This is a genomic window from Herbaspirillum sp. DW155 (assembly GCF_037076565.1).
Lineage (GTDB): Bacteria > Pseudomonadota > Gammaproteobacteria > Burkholderiales > Burkholderiaceae_D > Herbaspirillum.
Genome location: NZ_AP029028.1, coordinates 2,564,101 through 2,583,692 on the forward strand (window position 1 = coordinate 2,564,101; position 19,592 = coordinate 2,583,692).

The following is a 19,592-nucleotide window of genomic DNA, read 5'->3' on the forward strand; positions in this document are numbered from 1 at the left end:
TGTGCCGCAAGTGCAGTTCCGGACCACAGTTCCGGCCCTGTCGTGACGGCCCTGTTCCCCAGCCCGAAAGAGCATCCCCGACCATCCCGCGTCGGGTGGTGCGTATGCAAAATTCACGTCGGAAGGGGATGCTTGTGTTGAGTCAACGAAGTGAGCCGCGCTCCAATGGCCAGGGCGTGCGCCCAGTCGCCGTCTGCTTGTCGGCACTGCTGGAAAAGGTCGGTCTGGCCGGCCAGCCGCAGCCGCTGCGCTGCCTGCAAGTAGGGTGGGAAGATGAGGCGTTCTATCGCCTCATCAGCGCACGCTGGGCGGCTGCCTCGGGCTCAGCGGTCTCAGCGGCCACAATGGACACAGTGGCTTACACCGTGGGACTGTTCTCCAGCCTGCGCCTGTCGGCCGCGCGCAGGCAGACCCGCCTGCCGCTCGACTGGGCATTGCTCGACCAGCACTGGCAGGCAGGTTCATCGCAACATGATCCATCCGGCTATGCGCTCATCGTGGTGGATCTGGATGCGCTGGGCTCACAGCCATGGCAGAGCGGCCTGCCCTTGCTGTTGGCGCAGCTGGCGCCGCAGGGCCGCCTGCTGCTCATCGGTGCGCAGCCGGACAGCCTGACGGGCCTTGCGCCGCTGGAGCAGGTGCTGACCGAGGGCTGCCATGGCTGCATCTTCGGACCATCCCTACCGTCCTTCCCTCTGACCGATATCCAGCACGCCTATTGGCTGGGCCGGGGTGACAGCCTGTCCCTGGGCGGGGTGTCCTGCCATGTGTATTTCGAGTGGTGCATCGCAGGGCTTGACCTGCAACGCATGGAGCAGGCATGGAACCAGATCATCGCCCGGCACGGCATGATGCGCGCGGTGATCGGCGCCGATGGCCGCCAGCGCATCTTGGCCGAGCTTCCCCATTACGCCATCGCCGTCGATGACTGGCGCAACCTCGCACCCAGCGCCCAGGCCGAAGCGCTGGCCGCCAAGCGCGCCAGGATGTGCGCGCAGGTGCTCGATGCCGAGCATGGGCCACTGTTCGATCTGTCGGCCAGCCTGGAGTCCGGCGGGGTCGTGCGCCTGCATCTGGATCTGGACCTGCTCATGTTTGATGTGCAGAGCTTCCACATCGTCCTGGCCGAGCTGGAGCAGCGCTACCACCACCCTGAGCGCAGCGTCGATCCCATCGGCCTGAGCTTTCGCGACTACATGCTGGCCCAGCAGGAACCGCAGTACCAGTTGCACTACCAGCAGGACCGCGAGTGGTGGCTGCAACGCATCGAGACGATCGCGCCCGCCCCCGCGCTGCCGTTGGCCTGCGCACCGGCCGAACTGAGCCAGCCCGAATTCATCCGGCTCCAGCACCGCCTGCCCGAGACGGCCTGGCAATCGCTGTCTGCGCTGGCTTCGGCACAAGGTATCACGCCCTCGGCAGTGCTGTTGACGGCCTTTGCCGAAGTGCTGGCCACCTGGGCAGCGGATCCCCGGTTCACGCTGAACCTGACGCACTTCAATCGCCGCCGCATCCACCCGGACGTGGACCAACTGGTGGGCGACTTCACCTCGGTATTGCTGCTCACGCTCGATTGCAGCGGCACGCTATCCTTCGTCGAACGTGCGCGCCAGGTGCAGGCCAGCCTGTGGCAATGCCTGGGCCATACCCGCTTCGGCGGCGTGGAAGTGCTGCGCGAACTGGGCCGCAGGAGCGCGACTGATGCCGCGGCGGGAAGCCTCATGCCGGTGGTCTTCACCAGCCTGCTGGGCATTGACCTTGATGAGCTGGTGCGGGGCGCCGATACCCTGGGCGAGCCGGATTTCCTCTACACCTGCACGCCCCAGGTCTGGCTGGATCATCAGGTGATGGTGCGCAAAGGCAGCCTCGAATACAACTGGATCATCACCTGCCAGCTCTTCCCGGAAGGCATGGCGCAAGCCATGTTCGACAGTTACAGCCAGTTGCTGTATCGACTGGCGCAGCAGCCGCAACAGTGGGAGCAGCCGGTCGGTCAGTTGCTGCCGGAGTCGCAGTTGCGTGTGCGCACCGAGGTCAACCAGACCGCGACCGCTTTCACCCTCGCCCTGCTGCATGCCGGCTTCTTCGCCCAGTGCCGCCGCCAGCCAGCGGCGACCGCGCTGTTGGGTGCTCACTATCAGATCAGCTATGGACAACTTGGCGCCCTGGTGGAACAGGAGATGGACCGGCTCAGAGCGCACCGCATCCAGCCCGGCCATCTGGTGGCATGCGCATTACCCAAAGGCCCGATGCAGGTCGCTGCGGCGCTGGCCATCCTGGCAGTGGGCGCGGTGTTGGTGCCGCTGCCCACAGGACAAGGGCGCGAGCGCACCCGGGCCATCGTAGAAAGGGCGGGTATCGACGCCATCCTGCTGGACCCCGCAGAACCGATGGAAGAACCCGGCTGCCCGCGCATTCTGATGACACCGCCCGCGCAATGGGAGGACGTGCCGACCGTCCCCCTGAGCAGCCCGGTACACCAGAGCGCGCTGGATGACCTGGCCTACATCATCTATACCTCCGGCTCCACTGGTGAACCCAAAGGGGTGGCCATCACCCATCGCGCCGCGGCCAATACCCTGGCCGATATCGACCAGCGCATTGGACTATCGGCAACTGACCGCGTCTTCGGCATTTCAGCGCTGAATTTCGACCTGGCCATCTACGATGTCTTTGCCACCCTCAGCCAGGGTGCGGCGCTGGTGCTGCCCGAGCCCGATGCACTGCGCGATGCCCCGCATTGGCTGGACCTGGTGCAGCGCCATCGGGTCACGGTATGGAATTCGGTGCCGGCCTTGTGCCGCATGCTGCTGGAACAGGCCGCACATGATGATGCCGGTATTCCCGCCAGCCTTACCCGTGTCATGCTCAGTGGCGACTGGATCGGACTGGATCTGCCGCAGGCGCTACGCCAGCATGCCCCGCAGGCGCGCTTGCTGGCCCTGGGGGGAGCCACCGAAGCGGCGATCTGGTCCAACTGTTTCGAGGTCGCAGACATTGCGCCTGAATGGAAATCCATCCCCTATGGCTTCCCCCTGGCCAATCAGCAATACCACATCCTGGATGCGCAAGGACGCGACTGTCCCGACTGGGTTACTGGCCGCCTGTTCATCGCGGGTGCGGGGCTGGCCCGTGAATACTGGCATGCGCCCGACCAGACCGCGGCCAGCTTCAGTCAGCATCCCAGGCATGGCCGCCTCTACAACACCGGCGATCTGGCCAGGTACTGGCCGGATGGCTGCATCGAATTCCTCGGACGCGTCAACAGCCAGGTCAAGCTCAACGGCTACCGCATCGAGCTGGGCGAGATCGAGGCCGCGCTCAACAGCTGCCCCGGCGTGAAGGCGTCGGTCGTCACGGTCTGGCGCACGCCCTCCGGAGCACAGCAACTGGCGGGCTTCGTGGTCCCTGAGCCCGCCGCCAGTCCGACGCCACAGTCGCGCCTGCCGTCGCTGCTTGCGCCAGTCCTACAGGAAGCCGCCGGCCAGTTGCCTGGCGACACCGACCGGGATGCGCTGGCACGCTTCCAGCAACAGAGCGAGGCGCTGGCGCCCTTGCTGATCCTGCATAACCTGATCCAGCTGAAGCTGTGCGCCGAGCAGGGGCAAGTGCTCTCGCTTGCAGCCCTGCTGGACAATCACGCTGTCCAGCAACGGTACGCGCCGGTGCTGGAGGCATGGATGCAGATACTTTGCGAAGAGCAATGGCTGGTTCCGCTGGGCGAGCAGCAATGGCGGGTCGCCCGCAGTTTCCCATCCAGCGACGTGCTGCAAGCCGCTCTGCACGAAGCCAGGACGAGCTTGCAGGGCAGCCTTGGATGGCTGGATCATGGACAGGCCTTCCTGGCCTGGCTGTTCCAGTCGGCGACGAGCTTGTGGCGCAGCCTCACCGGCCAGCTCATGTCCACCGAGCTGATCTTCCCCGAAGGGGCGCGCGAAGGCGCGGAGGGGCTCTATGGCGACAACATCGTGGCCGCCTACCTGGGTGGCATCGTAGTGCGTTGCCTGCAACATCAGGTGCAGCACTGTGCTCGGCCTCTCGAACTCATGGAAGTCGGCGCCGGGGTCGGCGGATTGAGCATGTATGCCTTGCCGGCCTTGTCCCAAGCCAGCCCGCAGTCCCTCTACCACTACACCGACCTCAGCCACTTCTTCCTGCAGATCGGCCGGGAAAAATTCGGCACGCATGCCGGCGCCCGTTTCGCTCTGTTCGACATCGACCGCACTGCTGCGCATCAGGGCATTGCGCCGGGCTCGCTGGATCTGATCCTGGCCTCCAATGTGCTGCACAACGCGCTGGACCTGGATGCCTCGCTGTCCTACCTGGGCAGCCTGCTCAAGCCGGATGGCTTGCTGGTGCTGTGCGAGGCCACGCGCCAGAAAAGGCTGCAATGGGTTACCGTGGCGGCAGTTCTGGAAGCGGCGCAGGAGGGTGCGGCACAGCATCGCCAGAGCAGACTGCGCGGTACTGACGAGTGGATCGCGGCATTGGGCGCAAGCGGATACGAGCCCATCGGCGCTTATCCAGCCCAGGACAGCGACATGGGCTTCGTCGGCCAGCAGGTGCTGGTAGCCCGGTGGACCAAGGCTGTCGCGGTATGCGACGACAAGAGCCTGCGCCAGCATCTGGCCGAGCGCCTGCCGGCCTACATGCTGCCCACGCATCTGCAGTCTCTCGATGCGCTGCCCTTGTCGGCCAATGGCAAGGTGGACCGCAGCCGGCTTCCCGCTCCGGCGCCGGCCAGCCCATCGGCAGCGCCGCCGGAAACGCCGGTACGCGCAGGCAGCGAAAGCAGCCTGGCAGCGATATGGCAAGACATCCTGCAGCAGCCCGTGACCAGCCGCGACAGCGATTTCTTCCAGCTGGGCGGCGACAGCCTTCTGGTGACGCGCCTGGCGGCGGCAATCCGGGAACGCTTCCAGATCAGCATCCCGATCCGCCAGCTCTTCGATACCTCCCGGCTGGAGCAGCAGGCGCAGGCCGTGGCCCAACTGCAAGCGCAAAGCCCAGGCTCCAGCTCAAGCGCAAGCTCCGCCATGGACTTAGTCCCGCTCAATACGGCAGCCGCCGCTGCGCCCACGTTGCTGTGCCTGCCGGCCAGTGACGGCAAGGCCATGTCCTACAATGCTCTGGCGGGGCTGCTGCAAGGACAGGTCCGCTGCCTGGGCGCCGAGTTGCCCACAGTCTTGCCGCCTAGCATGGCAGGCAGTATCGAAGCGATGGCGCAGCATTATCACGGCCAGTTACCCGAGACAGAACGTAACGCCACTACCGCTTACCTGGGCTGGTCCATGGGCGCCTACACCGCCATCGAAATGGCTAGGCAGCATCTTGCGCTCACCGGCCGTCGCGCTGCGGCGCTATGGTTGATTGATCCGGTGGACCAACGCGCCATGCAATCGTTGGCGGCCAGTGAATACGGCCTGCTGCTTTCCTTCCTTACGGAAGAGGGCGCACCGATGGCCATCGATGCGACCCAGTACGCGGCCCTCGCGCCCGTCGCCAAGCTGGCCTGTTGGCGTCAGATGCTAGCGAACCAGCCCTTGGCAGATCAGCTGGACGATCCGGCCTTGCGCCGTTTCATCGATGGCGTACACGCCAGCATCGATGCCATGGTGCGGTATCAGTTGCCCGAGTCGTTTGATTTCGTGGAAACGGTCTACCTGTGCAAGGCTGCTCAGCAGCGCCAGGACTGGGCCGACATCACGACTGTCTGGCCCGCCAGCCTGTGTTCGCGCACCCGCTGCCTGAGCTTGCCGGGCAATCACTGGCAAAGCATACGGGCCGCTGAACTGGCGGCACTGATCCGGCAGTCGTTGGGCTAGCGCATGGAGGTCTTGCTTGCCGACGCCGGCGCGCAGATGTGCAGTTTCATTCCGACCATCACGCCGCTATCGCTGCAGGCCGGCTCCCAGTTACGGGTGCTGTCCTGCACGTTCGACCGCCAGGCCTATCACGACGCACTCTATGCGACCCTTGGTGTGGCGCAGCCTGCGCAGATCATGGGCGCAGTGGTCAAACGCAAGGCTGAGTATCTGGCCGGACGCTACCTGTGCCGCCTGCTGATGCAGGCAGAGGGACAAGCGGGGCAAGTGGCCATCGGGCCGCATCGCCAGCCACTCTGGCCTGCGGGCTGGCTGGGATCGATCACGCACAGCGGTAACCGCGCCGTGGCTGCGCTGTGGCCGGACCGGGGTGACAGGGTCCTGGGACTGGACTTGGAGCACTGGATACCGGCGGCCACCGCAAGCGCCATCCAGTCCCGCATCACCCTGCCGGGCGAGCTCGACGGGCTGGCTGCGCACTGGTCCCCTGCGCGCTTGCTCACGCTAGCCTTCTCAGCCAAGGAATGTCTGTACAAGGCCTTGTTTGCCAAGGTGGGCCATTTCTTTGATTTCCACTGCGCGCAGCTGTGCGCAGTGGATGCGCTGAGTCATCGCTTTAGCCTGCGACTGAATCAGGACCTGGCCGAAGGCTTGTTGCTGGGGAAACAATTTACGGGAGGATTTTCTGCTGGCGCCCAGCAGTTGCTTACCTGGATCGCATGCTCTGAGAGCACAGCCGCTGCAGCGGTGGATGTGCACCTATCCATCGATGGAGAGTTAGAGTGACATTCCTTGCAGTGACCGTAGCGGTGGGCCTTGCCCTGCTGCAACGGGATTTGTATGGATATTGTTTGCTAGATCACCCTAACCAGCCTGAAACAACTGGTCCAGACTTAAAGCTTGTCTAAGCGGCAAGCCTCAGTGGTGCTGGGGGTGATGTCGGCAGTTTAGCCTGCGGTGCCGACGGCCGGTATTTCAGCGAGCTATGCGGCCGAACGATATTGTACTGATGAAGCCATCACTCGATGATGACCTGAGTTTCTCCGAGGGTATGGAAGAATACGATGACACAATCCGATGTAATGGCCTGTGGCCAGGTATTGATCAGTGTACAAGCTTGGTTTGAGGAGGCTTTCGAGTCCGTTCTGCTGGCACTGTACGATGGCGTGCAGCCGCCTGAGCGGCCATTGAAAACGAATCAATTGACCTTCTTGCCTGATGGGACCTTGCATCTGTCGACCGAAGGCGCCGAACGTTTCCGCCTGCAGGCTGGTCTGGATCTGGCAGGCGCGCTAGAGCGGCCTTTTGCGGGACCGAAGATGTGGTGGGAGCTCGTGGTCACGCCGCGCGCTCATGGCCCTGTTCCGGAATTACCCATCTCGCAGGTAGACGAACAGCCCCATGCGGATAGCTCGTACTGGGAAGGCGAGGGCCGTGCCCGCGCGGCCGCATTCACGTCAACCGGAGAGCGTGACTATCGCTACGCGGCGCTGTACCATGTCCCCCAGGCTTGGGAGCGCTCGCGGGCGAGCCTGATTAATGCGTTTGAGGAAGTGCGTCGCAAGCTGAACCAGCTGGAGAATTTTCAACGCAAAGGTAGCAGGGACCTGTTGCTCGATTCGCTGAAAGACTAAGGCTCGGCTATCTCGCCGAGACAGAGCCGTCAGCCCCTTCGTCAAGACCAATAAGAACGGTGCCAACGACGCTGCGGCCATCGTTGAAGCTAGTGCAGCTGGGACGATTCACTTAGTCTTATATCTTCCAATTTACTTAGGATTGCGAATTGGCGTGGATTCGTCATTTTCTAAGCCGTCCGGTATCGCCTTCAGAATTGCCAATTGATCTCGAACTTCCCGGAATCGTTCATAGAACCCATTTCATAAATAGGCGTGAGATGCGTTCTGTCCAGAAAGGGCGCTGGCAAGGCGCGCGACGCGTCGTGTGGCGGTGCCACACGCAAGGAGCGCAACGCGGCCAGCGCCCTTTCTGGACAGAACCCGCAGGGAGCGGCCCGTTTGGGCGAATTGCTGCGTTACGAATTTGGGTCAAGACGCCCAGTCTTGACCCAAATTCGCGCCTTGCACTTCATCCCAAACGGGACTCGCTCGCACTCACGCCTATTTATGAAATGGGTTCTAGAATTTAGCCAGCTTACCCATGCCGCCGACCTGTGCCACCGCAGCTATCAATGAAAGGTGACCAGCGATTAGAACTCGAACGGATTGGTCGAGTTGGACGATCTTTGCCTCTTGAGTGGAAACTAGTTCTGCAGTCTGGCCTTTCGAGCGTTTGCGGAGTCGCTTTTGCCATTCACGCATGTCTTGCTGCTTTGTTTGAAAATCTTCAACAAGTTCCCGCCGGCCAGGGTGCCTAGTAATTGTCGAGGCGCTCGAAAGCGTGCCGTGGCGTCTGGCCACCTCTCTGGCCGTGATATCTATATCTGCATCAAGTAACATCTGCAGAACTTGTAGGAGTTCCCTGTTGTCTTTGTCTTGTAACTTACGAGGCATCTAAAACGCTCCTTCCTTTCGCTTTCCGAGAAATATCCTCTCCATCTGGGAAGACCTGCTCGCCAGCCGCGGTCTGAATTAGACGAGCAATGTTGGCCAGGCGAACTTCGGCGTGCCTAATTTGGTTCTCACGCCCAATAGCGGTTGTTTCTTTTGCCCGAGCGAGATCCAGCGCATCTTTCAGCTTTCCCTGTAAAACTATTAGAATTCATTTCATAAATAGGGTCTGTTAACTTTTTATCGTGCGTGTTAACTTCTTCGTATGGCACGAAGAGAAGAACTAACAGACGAACAATGGGCGATTCTGGAGCCGCTGATACCAGAAACACCTAGACGTGATGATGGGCGTGGACGCCCGGAATTGCACAGCAACCGCGCCGTCATGAACGGGATTCTCTGGGTGCTACGCACCGGTGCGGCCTGGTGTGATTTGCCAGATCGGTTCCCCTCTGGCACGACATGCTTCCGAAGATTTTCGCGCTGGGTCAAGAGTGGCGTGCTACGGCACATACTCGAAGCACTGGCGCAACACCTCGAAGAGGTTGGCCAAATCAATCTTTCCGAATGCTTTATTGACGGCACGTTTGTGTTGGCAAAAAAAGGGGCCCAAAGGTCGGAAAGACCAAGCGGGGCAAGGGTACGAAGCTCATGGTTATTGCAGACGCTACTGGTCTTCCACTCGGCGTGCACACGTCTTCTGCTAGCCCACATGAAGTCACCCTTGTCGAGGCTACCCTCGATGAGATTGTCACAGTGGGACGACCCGAACGAATTATTGGGGATCGCGCCTACGATAGTGATCCGCTCGATCAAAGACTTGCTGCCAAAGGCATTGAACTGATCGCACCACACAAGAGCAATCGAAAAAGAGCGGTCACTCAAGACGGCCGGGCGCTGCGCCGATACCGGCGCCGATGGAAGATCGAACGACTGTTTGCCTGGCTTAATGCCTTCAAGCGTGTACTTACCCGATGGGAGCGTTGCGCCGATCATTACACAGGCTTCGTTCATCTCGCTTTCTCCGTCATCCTCATGCGGCGCTATTTATGAAATGGGTTCTAGATTTCTTCGATTTTCAGGGAGATCCGTGGCAGAAAGGTGCACGCAACCATTAAAATACTCCAAGTGCGTAGGGCACGGATCAACCGTGAAAGAATTCAGGCAGTGACCGTAAGGTGTCGCATGAAAACCATCCGCCTCGGCTTTCAAAAATATGTAGGCAGCCTCATCCCCCTCATCGACCTGAATACGCTTGAATTCCTTGACGATGGGACCATTTGCGCGGCCCGCCATGATCATCTTGGCGACGCTTGCTGCTTTGCCGCCAAGATATGCGTCCCATTCGCCCGGGAGCGATATTTGATCCAGTTCCTCCTTGAGGCTGCGGTGGTCGTACTCTTAGCTCTGGATAACTGAACGCCTGTTAAAGCGTTTTGTAGAACCCATTTCATAAATAGCGCCGCATGAGGATGACGGAGAAAGCGAGATGAACGAAGCCTGTGTAATGATCGGCGCAACGCTCCCATCGGGTAAGTACACGCTTGAAGGCATTAAGCCAGGCAAACAGTCGTTCGATCTTCCATCGGCGCCGGTATCGGCGCAGCGCCCGGCCGTCTTGAGTGACCGCTCTTTTTCGATTGCTCTTGTGTGGTGCGATCAGTTCAATGCCTTTGGCAGCAAGTCTTTGATCGAGCGGATCACTATCGTAGGCGCGATCCCCAATAATTCGTTCGGGTCGTCCCACTGTGACAATCTCATCGAGGGTAGCCTCGACAAGGGTGACTTCATGTGGGCTAGCAGAAGACGTGTGCACGCCGAGTGGAAGACCAGTAGCGTCTGCAATAACCATGAGCTTCGTACCCTTGCCCCGCTTGGTCTTTCCGACCTTTGGGCCCCTTTTTTTGCCAACACAAACGTGCCGTCAATAAAGCATTCGGAAAGATTGATTTGGCCAACCTCTTCGAGGTGTTGCGCCAGTGCTTCGAGTATGTGCCGTAGCACGCCACTCTTGACCCAGCGCGAAAATCTTCGGAAGCATGTCGTGCCAGAGGGGAACCGATCTGGCAAATCACACCAGGCCGCACCGGTGCGTAGCACCCAGAGAATCCCGTTCATGACGGCGCGGTTGCTGTGCAATTCCGGGCGTCCACGCCCATCATCACGTCTAGGTGTTTCTGGTATCAGCGGCTCCAGAATCGCCCATTGTTCGTCTGTTAGTTCTTCTCTTCGTGCCATACGAAGAAGTTAACACGCACGATAAAAAGTTAACAGACCCTATTTATGAAATGAATTCTAATAATCGTGTCTGCAACACCCAGCCGAAAGAGCTCAGTGTTTTGTAGGTGTCTTAGCGAGTGAGGTAACAGGGACAAGCGCCGGTCTTCTTCGGTTTCCCCGTAAATTTCAAAGAGAGTAGGGCAACTGCTCTCGTCTGAAGAAAGGCCGAGTCTGAGAACTTCTTGGGTGGCGATGCCAACGCCGACTACTCGGCCAACGTGACAAGGAATATTGTCTCGCCCCTCTGCAAGGGCGCGTTTTGGCTGCAAGAAGAGCATTTCCCATGGCTGCACGAGCCTGCCACCGTCCAATTGGAAAGGGGTAAGATCGGAAAGCTTGGTCGGCGTCTGTTCGCGAATATATTTTTCTGCATCGCTCACTCGCACGAAAGCATGCAAAGCGCCGTGACCTCTGTTCGGACTTCCGTTCTGATCACGAAGTATCATTCCGTTTTTCCTTAAACGGATAGAAAACTGATAAAGTGCCATTCGCGGCTTAAGCGACCCACAGCGCTGTAAATCAATCAATCGGTCCAGCTCGATCGGATCATAACTAGCGCGGTAACTATCGAAGAACGGTTGCGCAGCGGCCGCCGAGATTTCCGTCGTCAAGACCATCCCTGTCAGGTGCACATAGAGATCGATAATTGGAAGTAAGGCATCTGGCTCGTACATAGGTAGCAGGCGACCTGTTTCGCATTGAGCTTGAAGTGTTCGACGCAGCGGGGCTGTTAGGCGCTCCACTTCTTGCAACGTCTCGCAAACTATCTGCTCAAACATCGCCGGGATGTACTGCGACTCTTCCCATAGATTGCCGCCTTGCTTTCGGGTGCTGCCTTGTTTCTCTGAATAGTGCCTAAGAAGTAAAGCCCTAGAAATACCACCATGCTTCGCTGCGGGAGCGCCGAATTCATCATGGTAATCATGGGTTCTCTTCCAATCTAATGGAAGCAAGGCGATTTCACCGATTCGAAGTCCAGTGATTGTAAGCAGCTTGCCTTGCGCAAACCGGATAGCATCCGTAAAGGTCTTCGGTCTTTCGGTGAACACGATGCGCATAAACTCCCAAAACGCGCGCATTTCTGGAAGTTTTTCCTCCGACTTTCGCTCTTGTAGCGCTGCCTTGATATCTGCCGTCTTTTTGACGAATTTTGCTTGATGCACCTTCCCAGGTTTTCGTAGCCGCTCCGTCCCAATAAAAGGCATAAGCGGCGCTGCATCGACAAGATGATGCGCATCGAGAACAGTCTTGACAAAGGATCGGATGACGACTGCAGACTGCCCGGATGATTGAAGTGAAAGCGCAATGGAAAGGCAAAGATCAATGTCGTCGGCAACTAATTGCCACGGCGCCTTATTGTTGGTTACGGTAGCGATTAGGCGCATCGCACTGCAGGTTGCTAATACATGCGATAGGCTTCGGCCAGCCAGCACGACCTGCTGCAGGACGTATGATTTGACCAGTTCTTGCCAATGCACTGAAACGGGCACTGACTTCTGGTCAGCTGCCACCATGCAGGGCAGCCCTCGTTCGCGCATTTCAACGGCCACTTGAGGCAGGGTACCGAACTGGCGCAGTTTTGAACCCGTCGGATTTCCGTCTTTCGACAGCTTCCTAAGATCCCAAGCCGAGCCATCAATGGCCACGCCACTATGATCAAGACGTATTTCCCAGCCGATCAGCTCCCGCGCAGCGATCTCTCTTCCAACATCAATGAATCGGGTAAATGGGGCAGGGGGCACACCAACAAATGGGTCTTCAGTCTGCATTGAGCTCTCCTAAGCCTCCGATAACAGCTTGGACTTCTGATATTGTTCGCTTCAACTGGAGAAAGGCCGGAGAATCCGCTTCGCCACGGGAGGTCGAGTAAAAGAAGTTCACCACCTCTCGGAAGCCACGCAGTACTTCTTGATGTATTGATTCGTCTGAGACAGGAAGAAATTTAGGACATCCGTAACATGCCGTCACCGGATTGAATGGGCAGGAAGGCTGCCCCGTAGTGCACGCTCCTATTCCTGCGATTGGTATGCCGTGTGGAACGCCCGCCACTTGCTGCTCTCCCTTCAGCTTTCTCAGCTCTTCAGGATGAATGAAGCCCGTCGTGCCCATATTTGCTACTTGGCGATATGTATCTGAAATACCCAGTGCTTGATTAACTCGCTCAGCCTGCGTGGCCGATGCAGCGTAATACACCTGCCCTGATTCTAGGCTGGAATGCCCTGACCTGAGACGAATTTTGTAGCCACCGGATAAGTGAGTTCTTTATGCTAACGCCAAGGAGAACTCAATGAAGAAGAGATTTACGGACGAACAGATCATCAGCATCTTGCGGGAGGCGGAGAGCAAGGAGATTGCGACGGTAGATCTGTGCAAGCGCCACAACATTACTGAGCAGACCTTTTACCGCTGGAGAAACAAGTTTGGCGGTATGGATGTCTCGGACGCCCGGCGGCTCAGAGAGCTTGAATCGGAGAACGACAAGCTCAAACGCATGGTGGCGGAACAACTGCTGGTGATTGATGGCTTGAAGGAGTTAAGCCGAGAAAAATGATGACCTCCGCGGGCCGGCGCGAAGCGCTTGAAGTCCTTACTCGTCGGGGGCTGTCGCAACGCAAGGCATGTCGTTATCTGGAACTGAGCCGGCGGGTAGCAGGTTATCAGTTGCTACAACCCGAAAAGGATCGGAGCCTGACGCAGCAGCTCATCGCGGCATCGCAAGAGGTCCCTCGCTTCGGCTACCGGCGTATGTCTGCCTGGCTGGCCTTGGGCGAGTCCCGAGTGCGACGGCTCTGGAGCGAGCTAAAACTGGGCCTTCCACGAAAGCGGCCTCGCAGGCGTCGATGCGGCAATGATATTCGGCTACCTGGAGCAACCAAGCCCAATTCGGTCTGGAGCTACGACTTTGTTCATGACCAGATGGTGGATGGACGCTCATTGAAGATGCTGTGCGTGATCGATGAATACACCCGGGAATGCCTGGCCATCGAAGTTGCTGCCAGTTTGCGCTCCCAGGACGTCATCCTGACGCTCTCGCGCTTGATGCGGTTACATGGAAAGCCGGCCTACGTTCGGTCGGACAATGGAGCCGAGTTCACAGCGGCCAAGGTCATGCGATGGCTGCGGGACGCCTCAGTTGGTCCGGCCTTCATTGCGCCAGGCAGTCCATGGCAGAACGGATTCGTGGAAAGCTTCAATGGCAAGCTGCGTGACGAACTGCTTAACCGGGAGTGGTTCCGCAGCCGGGTAGAGGCGAAGGTGCTGATCGAAAGATGGCGCCAGTTCTACAACGAGCGCAGGCCGCATAGCGCACATAACTACCAACCTCCAGCTACGGTTCGTCGAGCCTGGTTGGAATCGAATATGATCGACAACCGACTCACTGCCTGATTGGCTACAAATTACCGACGCAGGTCAGCCCCATGTATTCGGCGAGTTCTTCTGCACTGGCACCGGCATCGACCATTCGCATAGCACCGGAATGTCGTAGATCTCTAGCGGACCACTCAACGCCGGTCACTTCCAGTAGCAACTCTCGAATGCGGATAGAGATCGACGCCGCGTCAGTGTAGGCTAGAAAATGGGCATTTCCCGGGTTGTGCGAAGTTCTGGAAAAAATCTCGCTGAAAATAATTGCCCACTCCCGTTTGACCCGCCGTACTAAGGGCATCCGCCTCATTGAGTCATCACGCTGTTTGAGCATCCGAAAAGTCAAATGGACAGAGAAATTCCCATTTTGGGACGAAATTATTCGACAATCGCGGCGTCGGAGCACTCCAATTTGCTTTGGACGCATCGAGAATTGATAGCTACAAATTATGAGAGCCGTATCGATTAGAGATGCCAGAGACATATCTTTCGCGGCAACTGCACGTTCTTCAATCCACCGAACCAGCCGCGCTTCGTCTTCTATCGATATAAAAACGTCTCTTCTGCGGACCGCAGCAAATTTGTCAACTGGCGGAAGGGGGAGTGAAGAGGAAATGAAGGTTAGATAGTTCGGCGTCCATTCGCCGATTCTTCGTTCGGCCAGAAATACCAGTAAGGATTTAAGACCCTTGAACACGTCGACATAGGGGATTTTGACTCGCAAATTATCCCAAAGTGGCCTGGCATCTGCCGGGGTGCATTGGATAAGATCAATTAGGTCATTAATCTCAACATGAACGAGGCTGCAGAAATTGAGCCGGGCGGTAGCTGCTGAGCCGCGCGTTAAGCGCTCAGCGACATACGCTTGCAGCAGGCGCTGCAATGGCGGCGAAGGCGAGTACCGGTCGAAACGCAGCCGGTGGTTCCGACCATCGATAGAAACGAGCCATCGCTCCGATGCCAAATCCTTAATACTGCAATCTTCATCAGTGTAATCATCAATGTAGCGAACCACGGATGGTAGAGCAGGGACGTTAACGAGAAGTAGTCGTACATTTGAGCCATCTTCCACTGTATAAGGGTGCTGGGTCATTGTGGTAACTCCATAAGCATCGCGACGCGATCATCAAAATGATCACCCCAGACAGCGTTCAATCTCTCTTCAAAGGCCGCCTTCGCATAAAGCAATGGCATTGACGAGGTTGCCGCCCACCCAAAATAGCTGCGCATCTTCTGCATTACTTCGGGCATTGAATCTCCAAGGGTCAGTAACTGCTTCATCCTTATCACCGCCGCTGTATGGCGCAAGTCGTGCGGGGATATCGACGTCATGCCTGTTCGATCCTGCAAAGTCCTTAAAGCGGTTGATGAAAGCGATGAGGTAAGAACCTTGAAGAAATGATTAACCCCCTCGGCTGACAGCGGTTGACCTCGCATGCTGCTCAAGAAGTAGGGATGTTTTGGACGCCCACGATAGTTTTCAGAGTATGTGTAAAAGGCCTCCGCCACAATTCCACCCACCGGGATCTGTCGAATTGACGACACATTTTTGATGCTCGGACTCGAATGTCGTGGATCATCATTTTCATCAGCGCTGGTTTGAACGTTAAGCCAAAATTGCCGGCCAGAGAACGAATTCTCTGATTTTAGGAAATCCGCCCTTAACGTCAACGTTTCGCCGCGTCGTAGACCTGCATTAAGCAGGAGCAGGAATGTGCAATAAGCGCGCCACTGCGTAGCCGGCGACTTAAACGGATTAGCCTCAGCACCAGGCACAACCAACTCGAAAAGCTCGGACAACACCGAAGCTGGCAGCGCACGAACGAAATGAGGAGAGCTTTTCTTGCCCACCCTCAGCTGGCCATACAGCCGATCTAGTCGCTCTGAATGTCCTTGCATCCAAAATTCAAGTTCGCCTTGGTGACCGTATCTGATATTGGGATATCTCATATGGGCGCTCGCGTTTTATTTGGTTGGGTAGATAAGTGGTTGCCATCAAAAATATGTTCCCAAAATACGAGAACTTATGCCGTTGGTTCCACGCACATAGAATCTCGTCGATTTCGCATAATTTGTAGGAAGTTTGACAGGCAAAATCAGTTACTGCGCCACTCGCCGGATTCGAATCCAGCAGGTGTTTGCCGTACGCAGTAACAAATCAAAAGACGGTAATAATTTTTCTAGCGGTTGCTTGATTCGTCCTTTTTCTTTTTTTCGCCTCGCATCTTCACGTGCGAGCAATCGGAATACTTCCGCCTCTTCCATTCCCGCTTCTCTGGCTAATAGCAATGCCGTCGAAAAATCCGGGAGCGTTTTTCCTAGTGAGTAGTTGCTCAGGGATGTCTGGGGTATGCCCCAGGCTTTCGCCAAGCTGTTAACGCTGCGCCCCCGTATGGCTTTCGCTATGAATTCTTCGTATGTCATTTAAAACTCCGATTAGGTTAATTAACCAAATATGGTTAATATTTGCCTTGAATTAACCATTTATGGTTAAAGCATATTTGGTTAATCCGTACCATATCACAAGCGCGAGGGCATCCGTCCGGCTGTGCGCTTGTCCCTTCTCAATATTCAGTCTAGAGGCTCGAAAAATGGCTAAGTCGATCATTGAAATCATCCACGTTGTCCCCCTGTCTGGCGTCGGCAAAAAGTCCGGTAACGCTTATGACATGCGCTTTGCGCAATGCATCGTTCATCACGTCAACAAAGAGACCGGCCAAGTGGAGCCGCTTGTTGGTGAACTGCTCCTGCCGAAGCAATACAACGATATTCCGCGAGGGATGTACGAAGTTGATTTTCGCCTGTCGGTCGCACAAGACAAGCGAATTCAGTCGGTGGTCGATACCATCGTTCCCTATAGCCCGAAGGCCGCGCCAAAAGAACCAGCAAAAGCTGCGGCCTGACCATGAAACAGGCGGCGGATAAATTCACGGCGGATTTGTTTAGTAGTCCCCACCGTGGCCGCCCGCCGAAGCTCGCACCTAAAACGAATGCACAACGTCAGCGCGAGTTTCGCCAGCGGCGCAAGTTCGATTTCCTAATTTCCGTCACGCGTAACGATCAATCCAATGCCTAAGTACGTCCTGTACTGCTCGCAAGATGCCGCGCCTACCGTGTCAGTAGACGGCAAGCTTTCATGCGACGGCGGTACAGCGGCGCTGCAGGTCGGGTTGCTGGAAACAACGCTGGATACGCCGGATGCATCGTCAGTGGCCGGTGTCTGGACTGCCGGTTTCTCCTTGGTGATGGCGTGTTTCCTGATCGGACGCTGCATTGGCGCAGTACTTCAAATGATTCGGGAGGGATGATGTCAAGAGACGCGATCACGGGTTTATTGGCGGCTGGCGTTGCCGCTCTGTGGGTTCTGGATTTCGTTCTGATCTTCCGGACCTTCTGCTAGAGATTTGCCTATGTTGGGCAAGCGCTGCCGGACGTTTCCGGCGTTTTATAGGGGTAAAACCATGCAAGTGCTCTCCAAGTTCAAGAAAGGTGCAGCCGTGGCCGCTGCTGGTCTGGCCGCAGTCGCCGCGGTGCCTGCTCATGCCGCTGGCTCCAGCGTTGATCTGAGTTCGATCACCGGTGCCGTCTCGTCCGGTGACATCGTGACCGGCGTGCTTGCCATCGGTGCGGTTCTGGCCGTGGTGCATGTGACCGTGAAAGCGGCCAAGCTGGTGATGGCGTTCCTGAAGTCGGCCTAAGGTTCGCCAAGCTGTAATCAGGGACGATGTAGCGCTGCATCGTCCTTTTTTTCGTCCATACGAAAAGGGGGGAAGGCGTGAATTACTCGAACTGGTGGTATCTGATCGCATTCGCGTGGGGCATGGTTTGCGCGTGGGCTGTCGTCGTCGGTCTTGAGGTTTCAAAATGAAGCGCGCTCATTTCCTCTTGCTCGTAGCGCTGTGGACCGTTTGGCTGGATGCGCATAGCGCTAACGTGCCGGTCTCGAAAGTACAGAATGCGCTGGCCGGTGTGATTCAAGCTAAAGCCGTATCCAACGGCATTTCCGCATCTGATCCCCGCTTGGCAAATACGTTAGTGCGTTCGTCTTATCCGCTCACGGATGCTGTGGTGAAGGCGACGCAAGCCCAAGCTGCTGCCGGTGGCGCTGCTGCCGCCTCTAGCACGCTGGTAGCTTGGGGGACGGTCGGTGCAATTGTCATCGGGGCGGCTGCAGTGGCTGTTGCTGTTGGCTGGGCTATCGGCTATCTCGGGGCAAAGTGGTACTACGGTAAAAACGGAAGTGTGCAAGTTGGGGATAATCCTAGCTCGATTAATACGCCTGCGGGCCTTGCACCTCCGGATACGATTTATATTTTTTCCAATGCAGTAGCTGGTTCTCCGGATGGTGCGTGTTTAGGCGCGTCGTTTACCGACTTCACGATGTCAGGTGGACATGGCACGCAACGCGCCGTCATGAATTCTGATGGTAATTGCCACCTCATCCGCTACGTGATTCCCGATACGGGAAGTCCGTACACCATAGACATGGGGTCATTGGGTTTCCCACAGAAATCGTCAGGCAATAAAACTCTTTGCCCCGGCATCAAACTAACTGCTTCCAATGGAGTTTGTCCCGCTTCCAATTTCAAAGAGTTAGCTGCGGCCCCTTCGATGAGCGCTGCTGACGCGGCTAAGTCACTGTCTTCGTCTGATATGGCAGCGCCTTTGCCAACGCAACCCATTGCCGATATCGCTAATGCAGCGTGGCGAAGCGCTGCAGGTTCGTCCGGCTATGATGGCTTGCCTTATGATGCTTCCAATCCGATCACAACGGGCGATGTCTCCAACTGGCAATCTTCGCATCCTGATTACTGGCCGACCGTGGGGGACTTTGTAACGCCCCAAAAAGCCACGCCGGTAGATCCGGGAACGGGCAATGTAACCAATCCGATTCCCAGCACTGGCCCCGTGTCTAGTTCGCCTGCTAGCTCTTCACCGTTTGGATTGCCTACCTCCAGCACTCCACAGTCGTCGGTCGATCCCTCCAGCTCGGCGCCGAATACGGGTACTAATCCCAGTACTCAGCCGCTAGAAAATCTCGGTCCTGATCCCGGCATTGGCGCGCCTTCATTGGAACCCATTCCAACGGCCACGCAAATTATTGCGCCCACGCGCAATATTTTTCCGACGCTGAAATCCTTCGTCGTCCCTAGTGTGGATGTGCAATGCCCGACTTGGAGCGTTCCGGTCTTCGGCAAAGACATCGCTTTCAAGGATCACTGCCCCCTACTGGAGCAATCGAGGTCATCCCTCTATGCCGCAATGGCCGTGGTCTATGCGCTCCTAGCGCTGTTCATTGTGCTTCGCTCATAAAGGAGAGGCGACATGTTTGGCATCGTTCTATCGGCGCTCAATGCGGTCCTTGCCTTCGTCCTGCGGTCGATTATTGTTAAGCTCGTCGTGTTCTTCGCACTGTTCTTCGTGACGACTGAATTTATGGCCGTCATCGTGCAATTCCTTCCGACCGGCGATCAACTCACGAATGCCTTCGGCGGCATTCCTAATGCGGTCTGGTATTTCCTGAACCTATTCAATATCAAGGCCGGGATACCGCTGCTGCTCTCGGCCTACGTGACGCGGTTCACGATCCGCCGTATTCCGTTGATTGGCTGAT

At 57.2% G+C, this 19,592-nt stretch carries 17 protein-coding genes and 2 pseudogenes; 11 read left to right on the plus strand and 8 right to left on the minus strand.

The window, feature by feature from the left end:
• Positions 1 to 137 precede the first annotated feature (137 nt).
• Positions 138 to 5,825 carry an amino acid adenylation domain-containing protein gene (locus tag AACH55_RS11650; RefSeq protein WP_338719810.1) on the plus strand — a complete coding sequence of 1,896 codons (5,688 nt, stop codon included), beginning with the start codon at positions 138 to 140 and terminating at the stop codon, positions 5,823 to 5,825.
• 12 nt (positions 5,826 to 5,837) lie between these two features.
• Entirely contained in the window at positions 5,838 to 6,611 is a 774-nt protein-coding gene (locus tag AACH55_RS11655; RefSeq protein ID WP_338719812.1) for a 4'-phosphopantetheinyl transferase superfamily protein, read from the plus strand.
• A 118-nt stretch (positions 6,612 to 6,729) separates the two neighbouring features.
• On the opposite strand, the pseudogene AACH55_RS11660 reads toward AACH55_RS11655, so the two are convergent.
• A pseudogene (locus AACH55_RS11660) lies at positions 6,730 to 6,882 on the minus strand (integrase core domain-containing protein); the annotation flags it as partial.
• Positions 6,883 to 6,889: 7 nt separating this feature from the next.
• Here AACH55_RS11660 and AACH55_RS11665 point away from each other — a divergent pair.
• Positions 6,890 to 7,459, plus strand: a complete 570-nt coding sequence (locus tag AACH55_RS11665; protein ID WP_338719814.1) for a hypothetical protein — start codon at positions 6,890 to 6,892, stop codon at positions 7,457 to 7,459.
• A 501-nt stretch (positions 7,460 to 7,960) separates the two neighbouring features.
• Here AACH55_RS11665 and AACH55_RS11670 read toward each other — a convergent pair.
• Positions 7,961 to 8,335, minus strand: coding sequence for a hypothetical protein (locus AACH55_RS11670; protein ID WP_338719816.1), 375 nt, complete (start codon positions 8,333 to 8,335; stop codon positions 7,961 to 7,963).
• 262 nt (positions 8,336 to 8,597) lie between these two features.
• On the opposite strand from AACH55_RS11670, the pseudogene AACH55_RS11675 reads away from it, so the two are divergent.
• Positions 8,598 to 9,385: pseudogene (locus tag AACH55_RS11675) on the plus strand (IS5 family transposase).
• A gap of 132 nt (positions 9,386 to 9,517) precedes the next feature.
• Complete coding sequence (locus AACH55_RS11680) at positions 9,518 to 9,751, plus strand: hypothetical protein (RefSeq protein ID WP_338719818.1); 234 nt, start codon at positions 9,518 to 9,520, stop codon at positions 9,749 to 9,751.
• 31 nt (positions 9,752 to 9,782) lie between these two features.
• On the opposite strand, the gene AACH55_RS11685 is transcribed toward AACH55_RS11680, so the two are convergent.
• From AACH55_RS11685 to AACH55_RS11695, 3 genes are all read right to left on the minus strand, one after another.
• A protein-coding gene (locus AACH55_RS11685) for an IS5 family transposase (RefSeq protein ID WP_338717769.1) occupies positions 9,783 to 10,570 on the minus strand; the annotation gives its coding sequence in 2 pieces (ribosomal slippage) (positions 9,783 to 10,219 and positions 10,219 to 10,570; 789 coding nt in all).
• A 29-nt stretch (positions 10,571 to 10,599) separates the two neighbouring features.
• On the minus strand, positions 10,600 to 12,381 hold the full coding sequence (locus AACH55_RS11690; RefSeq protein WP_338719820.1) for a hypothetical protein: 1,782 nt from the start codon (positions 12,379 to 12,381) through the stop codon (positions 10,600 to 10,602).
• A complete protein-coding gene (locus AACH55_RS11695) occupies positions 12,371 to 12,805 on the minus strand; it encodes a hypothetical protein (protein ID WP_338719822.1) in 435 nt (144 codons plus the stop codon). The genes AACH55_RS11690 and AACH55_RS11695 overlap by 11 nt, the downstream gene beginning before the upstream one ends.
• A 94-nt stretch (positions 12,806 to 12,899) precedes the next feature.
• On the opposite strand from AACH55_RS11695, the gene AACH55_RS11700 reads away from it, so the two are divergent.
• A protein-coding gene (locus tag AACH55_RS11700; RefSeq protein ID WP_338719824.1) for an IS3 family transposase occupies positions 12,900 to 13,999 on the plus strand; the annotation gives its coding sequence in 2 pieces (ribosomal slippage) (positions 12,900 to 13,155 and positions 13,155 to 13,999; 1,101 coding nt in all).
• A 4-nt stretch (positions 14,000 to 14,003) separates the two neighbouring features.
• Here the strand turns inward: AACH55_RS11700 and AACH55_RS11705 are convergent.
• From AACH55_RS11705 to AACH55_RS11715, 3 genes are all read right to left on the minus strand, one after another.
• Entirely contained in the window at positions 14,004 to 15,071 is a 1,068-nt protein-coding gene (locus AACH55_RS11705; protein ID WP_338719826.1) for a hypothetical protein, read from the minus strand.
• Complete coding sequence (locus AACH55_RS11710; protein WP_338719828.1) at positions 15,068 to 15,928, minus strand: site-specific integrase; 861 nt, start codon at positions 15,926 to 15,928, stop codon at positions 15,068 to 15,070. The genes AACH55_RS11705 and AACH55_RS11710 overlap by 4 nt, the downstream gene beginning before the upstream one ends.
• Positions 15,929 to 16,078: 150 nt before the next feature.
• Entirely contained in the window at positions 16,079 to 16,402 is a 324-nt protein-coding gene (locus AACH55_RS11715; protein ID WP_338719830.1) for a hypothetical protein, read from the minus strand.
• A 167-nt stretch (positions 16,403 to 16,569) separates the two neighbouring features.
• On the opposite strand from AACH55_RS11715, the gene AACH55_RS11720 reads away from it, so the two are divergent.
• From AACH55_RS11720 to AACH55_RS11740, 5 genes are all read left to right on the plus strand, one after another.
• Complete coding sequence (locus AACH55_RS11720; protein ID WP_338719832.1) at positions 16,570 to 16,881, plus strand: hypothetical protein; 312 nt, start codon at positions 16,570 to 16,572, stop codon at positions 16,879 to 16,881.
• Positions 16,882 to 17,046: 165 nt separating this feature from the next.
• Positions 17,047 to 17,286, plus strand: coding sequence for a hypothetical protein (locus tag AACH55_RS11725; protein WP_017454896.1), 240 nt, complete (start codon positions 17,047 to 17,049; stop codon positions 17,284 to 17,286).
• A 153-nt stretch (positions 17,287 to 17,439) separates the two neighbouring features.
• On the plus strand, positions 17,440 to 17,676 hold the full coding sequence (locus AACH55_RS11730; protein ID WP_338719843.1) for a hypothetical protein: 237 nt from the start codon (positions 17,440 to 17,442) through the stop codon (positions 17,674 to 17,676).
• A 166-nt stretch (positions 17,677 to 17,842) separates the two neighbouring features.
• Positions 17,843 to 19,291, plus strand: a complete 1,449-nt coding sequence (locus AACH55_RS11735; protein WP_338719845.1) for a hypothetical protein — start codon at positions 17,843 to 17,845, stop codon at positions 19,289 to 19,291.
• 12 nt (positions 19,292 to 19,303) lie between these two features.
• Entirely contained in the window at positions 19,304 to 19,591 is a 288-nt protein-coding gene (locus AACH55_RS11740) for a DUF2523 family protein (protein ID WP_338719847.1), read from the plus strand.
• Position 19,592 lies beyond the last annotated feature (1 nt).

What these genes read in the sequence shown, in the direction of transcription:
- AACH55_RS11680 (WP_338719818.1), top strand. Translation starts at nt 9,518, where the DNA reads ATGAAAACCATCCGCCTCGGCTTTCAAAAATATGTAGGCAGCCTCATC.
- AACH55_RS11670 (WP_338719816.1), bottom strand. Translation starts at nt 8,335, where the DNA reads ATGCCTCGTAAGTTACAAGACAAAGACAACAGGGAACTCCTACAAGTT.
- AACH55_RS11725 (WP_017454896.1), top strand. Translation starts at nt 17,047, where the DNA reads ATGCCTAAGTACGTCCTGTACTGCTCGCAAGATGCCGCGCCTACCGTG.
- AACH55_RS11740 (WP_338719847.1), top strand. Translation starts at nt 19,304, where the DNA reads ATGTTTGGCATCGTTCTATCGGCGCTCAATGCGGTCCTTGCCTTCGTC.
- AACH55_RS11710 (WP_338719828.1), bottom strand. Translation starts at nt 15,928, where the DNA reads ATGAGATATCCCAATATCAGATACGGTCACCAAGGCGAACTTGAATTT.
- AACH55_RS11715 (WP_338719830.1), bottom strand. Translation starts at nt 16,402, where the DNA reads ATGACATACGAAGAATTCATAGCGAAAGCCATACGGGGGCGCAGCGTT.
- AACH55_RS11665 (WP_338719814.1), top strand. Translation starts at nt 6,890, where the DNA reads ATGACACAATCCGATGTAATGGCCTGTGGCCAGGTATTGATCAGTGTA.
- AACH55_RS11705 (WP_338719826.1), bottom strand. Translation starts at nt 15,071, where the DNA reads ATGACCCAGCACCCTTATACAGTGGAAGATGGCTCAAATGTACGACTA.
- AACH55_RS11735 (WP_338719845.1), top strand. Translation starts at nt 17,843, where the DNA reads ATGAAGCGCGCTCATTTCCTCTTGCTCGTAGCGCTGTGGACCGTTTGG.
- AACH55_RS11690 (WP_338719820.1), bottom strand. Translation starts at nt 12,381, where the DNA reads ATGCAGACTGAAGACCCATTTGTTGGTGTGCCCCCTGCCCCATTTACC.
- AACH55_RS11730 (WP_338719843.1), top strand. Translation starts at nt 17,440, where the DNA reads ATGCAAGTGCTCTCCAAGTTCAAGAAAGGTGCAGCCGTGGCCGCTGCT.
- AACH55_RS11720 (WP_338719832.1), top strand. Translation starts at nt 16,570, where the DNA reads ATGGCTAAGTCGATCATTGAAATCATCCACGTTGTCCCCCTGTCTGGC.